The organism is Pseudomonas sp. NPDC088414, assembly GCF_044753325.1.
Classification (GTDB): Bacteria; Pseudomonadota; Gammaproteobacteria; order Pseudomonadales; family Pseudomonadaceae; genus Aquipseudomonas.
Window position 1 is genome coordinate 1 of record NZ_JBIVMY010000055.1, and the last position, 10,410, is coordinate 10,410.

The following is a 10,410-nucleotide window of genomic DNA, read 5'->3' on the forward strand; positions in this document are numbered from 1 at the left end:
GCCTGCGTATCAGCCCGTCCTGCCCGCTGATCCTGTCCTTCCACGTGGCGCTGGACCAGGCCCGTGAAAAAGCCCGTGGCGAGCTGAAGATCGGTACTACCGGTCGCGGCATCGGCCCGGCTTATGAAGACAAGGTTGCACGCCGTGGTCTGCGCGTGGGCGACCTGCTGAACATGCCGCGTTTCGAAGACAAGCTGCGTGAACTGGTCGATTACCACAACTTCATGCTGGTCGGTTACTACAAAGAGCCGGCCATCGAGTTCGAAAAGACCCTGGCCGAGTGCAAGGAATACGCCGAGCTGCTCAAGCCGCTGATGCTCGACGTGACTGCCGAGCTGCACGACCTGCGTCGCGCCGGCAAAGACATCATGTTCGAAGGCGCCCAGGGTTCGTTGCTCGACATCGACCACGGTACCTACCCGTACGTGACCAGCTCCAACACCACCGCCGGTGGCGTGGCGACCGGTTCGGGCGTTGGCCCGATGTTCCTCGACTACATCCTGGGCATCACCAAGGCTTACACCACTCGCGTCGGTTCGGGTCCATTCCCGACTGAGCTGTTCGACGACGTGGGTGCGCACCTGGCCAAGCAAGGTCACGAGTTCGGCGCTACCACCGGCCGTGCCCGTCGTTGCGGCTGGTTCGACGCCGTTATCCTGCGTCGCGCGATCGATGTGAACAGCATCTCGGGCATCTGCCTGACCAAGCTGGACGTCCTCGATGGCCTGGAAACCATCAACATCTGCACCGGTTACAAGGACGCGCAAGGCAACGCCGTGGCGCCGACCGACGCTGACAGCTACGTGGGCCTGCAGCCTGTGTACGAAGAAGTGCCGGGCTGGACCGAATCGACCGTGGGTGCCAAAACCCTGGAAGAGCTGCCAGCTAACGCTCGTGCCTACATCAAACGCGTTGAAGAGTTGATCGGCGCGCCGATCGACATTATTTCGACGGGCCCGGATCGCAACGAAACCATCGTTCTGCGCCATCCGTTCGCTTGATAAGTCGTTGATGTAAAAAACAAAGGCCCCTTAATCGGGGCCTTTGTCGTTTATGCCTGTTGGACGGCATGACCTTTGCTGTAAATCTTCCTACAAGAGTGCCATCAAATTAATGGCGTCAGAAGTAGAGGGATTCACAGTGTCGGCCGTTCTCTCACTGTTACAAAGCCGTTTGTTGCGGCCCGTGTTCGTTACCCTTGGTATCGCCCTTTTGGTGCAAGTGCTGGTGGCAGTCGCCCTGACACGAAGCACGGTCACGGCGCTGGAAGCCGATCTCGGCACTCGCTTGGGCGCAGACAGCCAGAAGCTTTCGGGTGAGCTGGAGCAGGCCGGGCGCGAAGTCACCTCAAGCCTCGATAACCTTTCCTCAAGTACCCGGCAGCGTCTGACCGCCGGCCTGTCTTCCCGCCTGAAGGAAGAGCAGGCGCAATTGCGTACGACACTGGAAAAGGACCTCAAGGACTCGGCCAATGACATGGCCCAGTTGCTCGCCTCGGTGGCGCCGCGCGCCATGTGGGACAGCGACGTACCGACCCTGTCCGAATTTGCCCGTCGCGCCCAGCGCAATCCCAACGTGTTGTTCGTGGTTTACGACGATGCCACCGGTCAGCACCTGACGCGTTACCTCAACCGCGAAAATCCGATCAACAAGGCCTTGCTGGAAAAAGGCCAGGGCGAGCGCGCACTGGACAAGGTGCTGGACGCGGCGAAAAACGATCCGTCGGTTTACTACCTCGAAGCCTCGATCAATCCCAACGGCGTGGAAATCGGCAAGGTGTTGATGGGCGTCTCGACCGCTTCGGTGGACACCGATCTGGCCGCGCTCGACCAGCGCTTCTCGGCGCTGATCGCCAGCAGTGATCAACTGGTGGGCGACAGCCTCAAGGGCGCCGCCGCCGACAGCGCTGCGGCAATGCGCGCGCGGCTGCAGTCGGCGCAATCCACCGCCGCCGAAATGAAAGCCAACACCACCAGCACCGTGCAGGACGCCGCCGCGACCTTGCGCTGGCGCATCGGCATGGGCCTGGCGCTGGTCGGCTGTGGCGTGCTGCTGTTGCTGGCGGTGGTGCTCGGGCGCCGGGTGGTCAATCGCTTGAAGATGCTCAACGCAGCGATGGACGATCTGGCGGCAGGTGAGGGCGATCTGACCAAGCGCGTGCAGATCAACAGTAAGGACGAGATCGGCGACATGGCCTCGGCGGTCAATCGCTTTGTGGATAAGTTGCAGCCGATCGTGCGTGAGGCGGGCGACGTGGCCCAGCGTACCGGCGTGGAAATCGGCGCCATGACCCTGCGCAATGCCGGTGCCGACGCAGCGGCCGGGATGCAGCGTGATGAAGTGGCGGAAAGCCTGCGCGCACTGTCGCAAATGGCTGACGAGGCGCAATCGGAAAGCCATGCCATGCAGGCAGCGTTGAAGCAGGTGGTGGATATTCGCCAGGCCACCGACGAAAACACCCGCACTTCGGCGAAGGTCGGCAGCCTGATCGAGGCGTTGGCCGGGCAGGTCGACACCGGGGCGAAAGTCATCGAGCGGCTGGCACAACAAAGTGAACAGATCGAAGTGGTGCTGACGGTGATTCATGGCATCGCCGAGCAAACCAACCTGCTGGCCCTGAATGCGGCGATCGAAGCGGCTCGGGCTGGTGAAACCGGGCGCGGATTTGCGGTGGTCGCTGATGAGGTTCGTGCGCTGGCAAGCAAGACGCAAAGCTCGACCGGTGACATTCAGGCGCACATCGTCGCGTTGCAGCAAGGCGCACGTGAGGCGGTAGAAGCGATCGGCCAAGCTGGGCGTCAGGCCAGCGAAGGTTTGCTGGTGTTGCGCGACAGCGCGCGGTTGCAGCAGTCGGTGCAGGCTTCGGTCGAGCAGGTGCACGCGGCGATCGGTCTGGCAACGCAGGCGGCGGCGCATCAGGCGCAGGGCGCGCAAGCGGTGCGTGGGCGGGTCGAGACGATTCATGCCCAGGCCGAGAAAGCGGCGCAAGCGGTGGTGGAGACCACGGCCAGTGGCAAGGTGCTGGATGGGCTGGCGGCGCAGTTGAAGGCGAGTCTGGGGCAGTTCAGGGCTTAAATCAAAAGATCGCAGCCTGCGGCAGCTCCTACATAGGGATTTGCATTTCCCTGTAGAAGCTGCCGCAGGCTGCGATCTTTTAGCGGCTCAGGTACATCCGCGTCGTCAGCAGATACACCGGCAGCCCGGAGACCACAATCAACAGCGCCGCATAAGGCGCTGCCGCCGCAAACTCGACATTCGCGGTATGCGCCCACACTTCCGTCGCCAGCGTGTTCAGCCCGGTCGGACTCAGCAACAGCGTCGCCGTCAGTTCCTTCATCGCATCCAGAAACACCAGCGCAAACGCCGCGCCCAGTGCCGGGAAGATGATCGGCAGGGTCACCCGGCAAAACGCTGTGAACGACGAAGCCCCCAGCGTGCGGGCCGCTTCTTCCAGTTGCGGCGCCGCCTTGTTCAGCGCCGTGCGAATCGGCGCCTGTGCCAATGGCAAAAACAGCAGCGCATAAGCGATCAGCAGCAACGCCGAGGTCTGGTACAGCGCCGGCACGTAGTGCAGGGCGAAATACACCAGCGTCAGCGCGATCACCAGGCCCGGCAAGGCGTGGAGCAGATACGGCAAGCGCTCGGCCCAGATCGCCAGTTGGCCCTTGTAACGCACCACCAGCAGCCCGACCGGCACCGCCAACAGCAGGCACAGCGCTGCGCCACCGAGCGACAAGGCCAGCGACGACAGCAGGGCTTCGGTGATCGCCGCGACCGGGAAGGCTGCCGATGAGCCCACCGCCAGCCAGTACGCGAGCATGCCCAGTGGAATCCCGCTGCCGACAATCGCCAGCAACAGGCAATAGAGCTGACCGGCAACCGCCCACGGCCCCAGCCGTACTTGCTCGGCCTGACGTGCCGCGCCCTGGCCAGTGCGCACATGCCGACCCTTGCCGCGCACCCGCAGCTCCAGCCACAGCAGCATCAGGCACAGCGCGAGCAACACCGCCGAGAGCATCGCCGCGTTGGCATTGCTGAATTCCAGTTCGAATTGCTGATAGATCGCGGTGGTGAAGGTTTGCAGGCCGATGATCGACAGCGCGCCGAACTCGACCAGCATGTGCAGGGCAATCAGCAGCGAGCCAGCCAGCAGCGATGGCCAGAGCAGCGGCAGGGTGACGCGGAAAAACACCCCCCAGCGGTTCTGTCCCAAGGTGCGAGCCGACTCTTCAAGGGACGGATCGAGGTTGCGCAGGGTCGCCGCGACCGGCAGAAAGATCAGCGGATACTTCGACAGGCTCATCACCAGAATCGCCCCGCCGAGGCCTTCGAACTGCGCGCTCAACGACACCCAGGTGAAGCTGCTGACAAACGCCGGCACCGCGAACGGCAGGCACAGAATCACCCCCCACAGACGTCGGCCGGGCAGATTGCTGCGCTCCAGCAGCCACGCCAGCGACAGGCCGATCACACCGCAAGCCAGCGTCACGCCAACCATCAATGCCAAGGTGTTGCGCAGCAGGCCGAACACGTACGGGCGCCACAACAAGTGCAGCGCCTCAGTCCAACCGGCTTGCCAGGCTTTCAAGCCGACATAGGCCAGTGGCAACAGGCTCATGACCACCAGCAATAACACCGGCAGCACCAGCCAGATCGACGGGCGCTTGCGCCGTGGCAGGTAACCCCCGCGCGCGGCGGGGGCGGATAACGATGCGGCCATCAGTTCAGGCCAACTTCACGTTCCAGCTCCAGCGCTTCTTCAGCGTTGCCCAGATCGGCCGGGGTCACGTTCGGCGCTTGCAGTTCGCTGAACGGCTTGAGTCCGCGGTCCGATTCCATGCCTTTGTGCAGCGGGTATTCGGCGGTGGTCTGGGTGATTACGCGCTGGCCTTCTTCGCTGGCCATGTAGGCGAGGAATTGTTGGGCTTCTTTTGGATGCTTGCTGGATTTCAGCACGGCAGCGCTGGATACAGTGATCAGTCCGCCGACGTCGCCGCCGGTGAAGTAATGCAGTTTCGAGTCGAGCTTGCCTTTCTCGCGCTGCAGGGCGAACCAGTAGTAGTTGTTCACCAGCACGGTGGCAACTTCGCCGTTTTCCACGGCTTTGAGCGCGACCATGTTGTTGCTGTAGGTCTTGCCGAAAGCGCGCAGGCCGGTCAGCCATTCTTCGGCGGCGTCGCGACCGTGCATCTTGATGATCGCCACGGCCTGTTCCTGAAATGCACCGCTGGTCGGGACGAATCCGACTTTGCCTTGCCACTTTGGATCGGAGAATTCCATCACCGACTTCGGCAGGTCTTTCTCATCGACCAGTTTCGGGTTGTAGGCAACCACGCGAACCCGCGCGGTGACACCGATCCAGGTGCCGTTGCCGGCGACGTATTGCTTGGGCAGCACGGCCAGCGTGGCGTCGTCGGTCTTGGCCAGCAGGCCTTGCTCGCCGAGGTTGTTCAGCGGCGGAGATTCTTCGGTGTAGATCACGTCGGCGGGGGAGCGGTCGCCTTCTTCGATGACCTGGCTGGCGAGCTGGTTGCTGCTGCCCTTGCGGACGTTGACGTGAATGCCGGTCTTGGCCTCGAAAGCCTTGGCGATAGCGTCGCCGACTTCCTTGTGTTGACCGTTGTAGAGCGTCAGGGAAACCGCCTCGGCTGCCTGGGTGAGGGGAGTGGCGAGTGCCAGGCCGAGCAGGGTGAAGGTCAAGCCGCGGCGCAGGGTATTTCGAAACATCATTCGCAGGGTTCCTCACTGTCGCATTGCAAAAACTTGCAACAATGATAAACGATATTGTTTCTCAAGTGCGCCTTGTGGGGAGGGCGGAGGTTTGCTAGAGCATGATCTGGTGATCATTTGTGGCGAGGGAGCTTGCTCCCGCTCGGCTGCGTAGCAGTCGTTAATCCTGAGAGGGGGCATGACTGAAGTCAAAGCGAGGAATGCTGCGCATCCCGGCGGGAGCAAGCTCCCTCGCCACAGAGGCTTGCAGGTTTTTAAAGGCCAGAAACGCAAAAACCCGCTTTCGCGGGTTTTCGGGAAACTCAACGTCGTAACCTTGAGTTTGAATTGGTGCCCAGAAGAAGACTCGAACTTCCACGACCGTAAGGTCACCAGCACCTGAAGCTGGCGTGTCTACCAATTTCACCATCTGGGCATTCATCGCGAGCGTTGCCGCTGTTGATGTGGCGCACTATACGGAGCGCTTTTTGATCTGTAAACCCCTGATTTAATTTTAATTAATCGGTTTTAACAAACCCGTTCCCTAGAATGCACAAAACCCGCTTTCGCGGGTTTTGTGTGAGTCTCGAAACTGATCTAGTCTCAAGCTCGAAATTGGTGCCCAGGAGAAGACTCGAACTTCCACGACCGTAAGGTCACCAGCACCTGAAGCTGGCGTGTCTACCAATTTCACCACCTGGGCATCTCGTCAACGTGTGTACGTCGTCGATGGCGCGCACTATACGGAGCGCCTTTTTAACTGTAAACCCCTGTCAGCAAAAAAAATGAATTTTTTTACCAGCGGTGTTCAAAAAGGCTTTCAGGCGTCGATACAAGGCTCCAGAAGGGCCTTATAGAGTCGGAAATTTCCCGTTTGATGGCGCCTATGCCAAACTAACCCGCATATAGACAAGGTGAAAACTCTCTAATGGCCGATTGGCAGTCCCTCGATCCCGAGGCCGCTCGTGAAGCGGAAAAATATGAAAACCCTATTCCCAGCCGCGAACTGATCCTGGCGCATCTCGCCGATCGGGGTTCGCCTGCTGCCCGCGAGCAACTGGTCGAAGAGTTTGGTCTGACCACAGAAGACCAGATCGAAGCCCTGCGCCGCCGCCTGCGCGCCATGGAGCGCGACGCTCAATTGATCTACACCCGCCGTGGCACCTATGCGCCGGTGGACAAGCTCGACCTGATCCTCGGCCGCATCAGCGGTCACCGCGACGGTTTCGGCTTCCTGGTGCCGGACGACGGTAGCGATGACCTGTTCATGAGCCCGGCGCAGATGCGTCTGGTGTTCGATGGCGACCGTGCGCTGGCCCGTGTTTCCGGTCTCGACCGTCGTGGCCGCCGTGAAGGCGTGATCGTCGAAGTGGTGTCCCGTGCCCACGAAACCATCGTCGGTCGCTACTTCGAAGAGGGCGGTATCGGTTTCGTCGTGGCCGACAACCCGAAGATCCAGCAGGAAGTGCTGGTTACGCCAGGCCGCAACGCCAACGCGCAGATCGGTCAGTTCGTCGAGGTGAAAATCACCCACTGGCCGACGCCGCGCTTCCAGCCGCAAGGCGATGTGGTCGAAGTGGTCGGCAACTACATGGCGCCGGGCATGGAAATCGATGTCGCGCTGCGTACCTACGACATTCCGCACGTCTGGCCTGAAGCCGTTCTGAAAGAAGCCGCCAAGCTCAAGCCGGAAGTCGAAGAGAAAGACAAAGAGAAGCGTGTCGACCTGCGCCATCTGACGTTCGTCACCATCGACGGCGAAGATGCCCGCGACAAAGACGACGCTCTCTACAGCGAATCCAAGCCCGGCAAGCTGCGCCTGTTCTCCGGCGGCTGGAAGTTGTACGTGGCGATCGCCGACGTTTCCAGCTACGTGAAGATCGGTTCGGCCCTGGACAACGAAGCCCAGGTGCGCGGCAACTCGGTGTACTTCCCCGAGCGCGTGGTGCCGATGCTGCCTGAGCAGCTGTCCAACGGCCTGTGCTCGCTGAACCCGCATGTCGATCGTCTGGCCATGGTCTGCGAGATGACCATCTCCAAGTCCGGCGAAATGACCGACTACTGCTTCTATGAAGCGGTGATCCACTCCCACGCCCGTCTGACCTACAACAAGGTCAGCGCGATGCTGGAAACGCCAAAAGCCACGGAAGCGCGCAAGCTTCGCGGCGAATACACCGACGTCCTCCCGCACCTCAAGCAGCTGTATGCGCTGTACAAGGTGTTGCTGGCGGCCCGTCACGTGCGTGGCGCGATCGATTTCGAAACGCAGGAAACCCGGATCATCTTCGGTTCCGAGCGCAAGATTGCCGAAATCCGTCCGACCACCCGCAACGATGCGCACAAGCTGATCGAGGAATGCATGCTGGCGGCCAACGTGGCCACCGCCGAATTCCTCAAGAAGCACGAAATCCCTGCGCTTTACCGTGTCCACGACGGCCCGCCACCGGAGCGTCTGGAAAAGCTGCGCGCGTTCCTCGGCGAACTCGGCCTGTCCCTGCACAAAGGAAAGGACGGCCCGTCGCCGAAGGATTATCAGGCCCTGCTGGCAAGCATCAAGGATCGTCCGGATTTCCATCTGATCCAGACCGTGATGCTGCGCTCCCTGAGCCAGGCGGTGTACAGCGCCCAGAACGAAGGCCACTTCGGCCTGAATTACGAAGCCTATACCCACTTCACGTCGCCGATCCGTCGTTACCCGGATCTGCTCACGCACCGCGCCATCCGCAGCGTGATCCATTCGAAACAGGACACTCCGCACGTTCGTCGTGCCGGGGCGATGACCATTCCGAAAGCGCGCATCTATCCGTACGACGAAGCGGCGCTGGAGCAACTCGGCGAGCAGTGCTCGATGAGCGAGCGCCGTGCCGACGAAGCCACCCGCGACGTGGTGAACTGGCTCAAGTGCGAGTTCATGAAGGATCGCGTCGGCGAGTCGTTCCCGGGTGTGATCACCGCCGTGACCGGTTTTGGCCTGTTCGTCGAGCTGACCGATATCTACGTCGAAGGCCTGGTGCACGTCACCGCGCTGCCAGGCGATTACTACCACTTCGACCCTGTGCATCACCGCCTGGCGGGCGAGCGCACCGGTCGCAGCTTCCGTCTTGGCGATACCGTTGAAGTGCGCGTGATGCGCGTCGACCTCGACGAGCGCAAGATCGACTTCGAGATGGCTGAAAAAACCATCAGCGCGCCGATCGGTCGCAAGAAACGTGGCGCCGATACCGCAGCACCTGCGAGCAAGGCTGTGGAAGACAAGGCTCCGGCGAAAACCGCCAGCCGTCGTCCGGCCAAAGAGAAAGCTGTCGAGGCCTATCGCCCGAGCGATGCCGTGGCGAAAAACGCCGAGCTGCGCAAAAGCCGTGAATTGAAGAAGGCCTTGCTGGCCGAAGCCAAAAGCGGTGGTAAAGCGGCGTCTGGGGGAAAGACCGGACGGTCGGCGCCTGACAAGGCTGCCGGCGGCAAGCCAGCCAAACCCAGCAAACACCGTAAAGGCCCGCCAAAAGCGGGTTCGGCTCCAGCCAAGAGTGGCGGGTCGCGTAAACCGAAGGCGAAGTCATGAGTCAGTTGGAAAAAATCTACGGCGTTCACGCGGTAGAAGCGTTGCTGCGTCACCACCCGAAACGCGTCAAGCAGATCTGGCTGGCCGAAAGCCGCAACGATCCGCGCGTGCAGACCCTGATCGAGCTGGCCAACGAAAATCGTGTGCAGATCGGTCAGGCCGAGCGCCGCGAAATGGACGCCTGGGTTGAAGGCGTGCACCAGGGCGTGGTGGCGGACGTCAGTCCGAGCCAGGTCTGGGGCGAGGCGATGCTCGATGAGCTGCTCGACCGCACCGAAGGCGCACCGCTGTTGCTGGTGCTCGACGGCGTGACCGACCCGCACAACCTCGGCGCCTGCCTGCGTTCAGCGGATGCTGCCGGCGCGCTGGCGGTGATCGTGCCCAAGGACAAGTCAGCGACCCTGACCCCGGTGGTGCGTAAAGTGGCCTGCGGCGCGGCGGAAGTGATTCCGCTGGTGGCGGTGACCAACCTGGCGCGCACTCTGGAAAAGCTTCAGCAGCGCGGTCTGTGGGTGGTCGGCACGGCGGGTGAGGCCGAGGTCAGCATTTATGACCAGGACCTGACCGGCCCGACCATCCTGATCATGGGCGCTGAAGGCAAAGGCATGCGTCGCCTGACCCGCGAGCACTGCGACTACCTGGTGAACCTGCCGATGGCCGGTAGCGTCAGCAGCCTCAACGTGTCCGTGGCCACCGGTGTGTGCCTGTTCGAAGCGCAGCGCCAACGTGGCGCCAAGGCCAAGGCTGCAGCCAAGAAAGCCTGACCTGTTGCAAATCCCCTGTAGGAGTGAGCCTGCTCGCGATAGCGGAGTTACATTCAGCATCAAAGTTGAATGTTACGCCCTCATCGCGAGCAGGCTCACTCCTACATTGTTTTGTGGTGCGGCCTATATCCGGTGATTGTTCAAATAATCACCAATTGCCTTGCGCCTGCGCAGTCCCTTCTCTACAATTGCGCCCCTTGCTGTGACGGCAGGCACGCATGTGCCCCGCGCCAGCAAGTCCATAAGTGTCATTCACTCCTTGTCTGACCGTTTTTGAGCGGCAGGCTACAACCCGTAAGGAGGCTGCTGGCGTCATTACGACATCATGTGTGTGGTCCACCCTGAGCAGAGCGTGCAAGTCGGCGGCATGGTTGAGCG

6 protein-coding genes and 2 tRNA genes are annotated in these 10,410 nt (G+C 61.4%); 4 read left to right on the plus strand and 4 right to left on the minus strand.

What is annotated here, in order from left to right; all coding sequences use genetic code 11:
- Positions 1–1,001 (plus strand): adenylosuccinate synthase (locus tag ACIP8I_RS26650; RefSeq protein ID WP_400764855.1); only part of this gene is annotated, 1,001 nt, incomplete at its 5' end.
- Positions 1,002–1,140: 139 nt separating this feature from the next.
- The gene (locus ACIP8I_RS26655; protein WP_400764857.1) at positions 1,141–3,075 is read left to right on the plus strand and encodes a methyl-accepting chemotaxis protein; all 1,935 of its coding nucleotides are present in this window, start codon (positions 1,141–1,143) and stop codon (positions 3,073–3,075) included.
- Positions 3,076–3,154: 79 nt separating this feature from the next.
- Here ACIP8I_RS26655 and ACIP8I_RS26660 read toward each other — a convergent pair whose 3' ends face one another.
- The 4 genes from ACIP8I_RS26660 to ACIP8I_RS26675 all read right to left on the minus strand — a co-directional run bounded on the left by ACIP8I_RS26660 (position 3,155) and on the right by ACIP8I_RS26675 (position 6,412).
- A complete protein-coding gene (locus ACIP8I_RS26660) occupies positions 3,155–4,720 on the minus strand; it encodes an ABC transporter permease (RefSeq protein WP_400764858.1) in 1,566 nt (521 codons plus the stop codon).
- On the minus strand, positions 4,720–5,730 hold the full coding sequence (locus ACIP8I_RS26665; RefSeq protein WP_367082810.1) for an extracellular solute-binding protein: 1,011 nt from the start codon (positions 5,728–5,730) through the stop codon (positions 4,720–4,722). The genes ACIP8I_RS26660 and ACIP8I_RS26665 overlap by 1 nt, the downstream gene beginning before the upstream one ends.
- A 328-nt stretch (positions 5,731–6,058) precedes the next feature.
- Positions 6,059–6,145, minus strand: a tRNA-Leu gene (locus ACIP8I_RS26670).
- 180 nt (positions 6,146–6,325) lie between these two features.
- Positions 6,326–6,412, minus strand: a tRNA-Leu gene (locus ACIP8I_RS26675).
- 225 nt (positions 6,413–6,637) lie between these two features.
- On the opposite strand from ACIP8I_RS26675, the gene rnr reads away from it, so the two are divergent.
- Together rnr and rlmB are read left to right on the plus strand one after the other, a co-directional pair.
- On the plus strand, positions 6,638–9,268 hold the full coding sequence (rnr, locus tag ACIP8I_RS26680) for a ribonuclease R (RefSeq protein WP_400764860.1): 2,631 nt from the start codon (positions 6,638–6,640) through the stop codon (positions 9,266–9,268).
- Complete coding sequence (gene rlmB / locus ACIP8I_RS26685) at positions 9,265–10,032, plus strand: 23S rRNA (guanosine(2251)-2'-O)-methyltransferase RlmB (protein ID WP_007967448.1); 768 nt, start codon at positions 9,265–9,267, stop codon at positions 10,030–10,032. Before rnr ends, rlmB begins: the two co-directional genes overlap by 4 nt.
- The last annotated feature ends 378 nt before the right edge of the window (positions 10,033–10,410 follow it).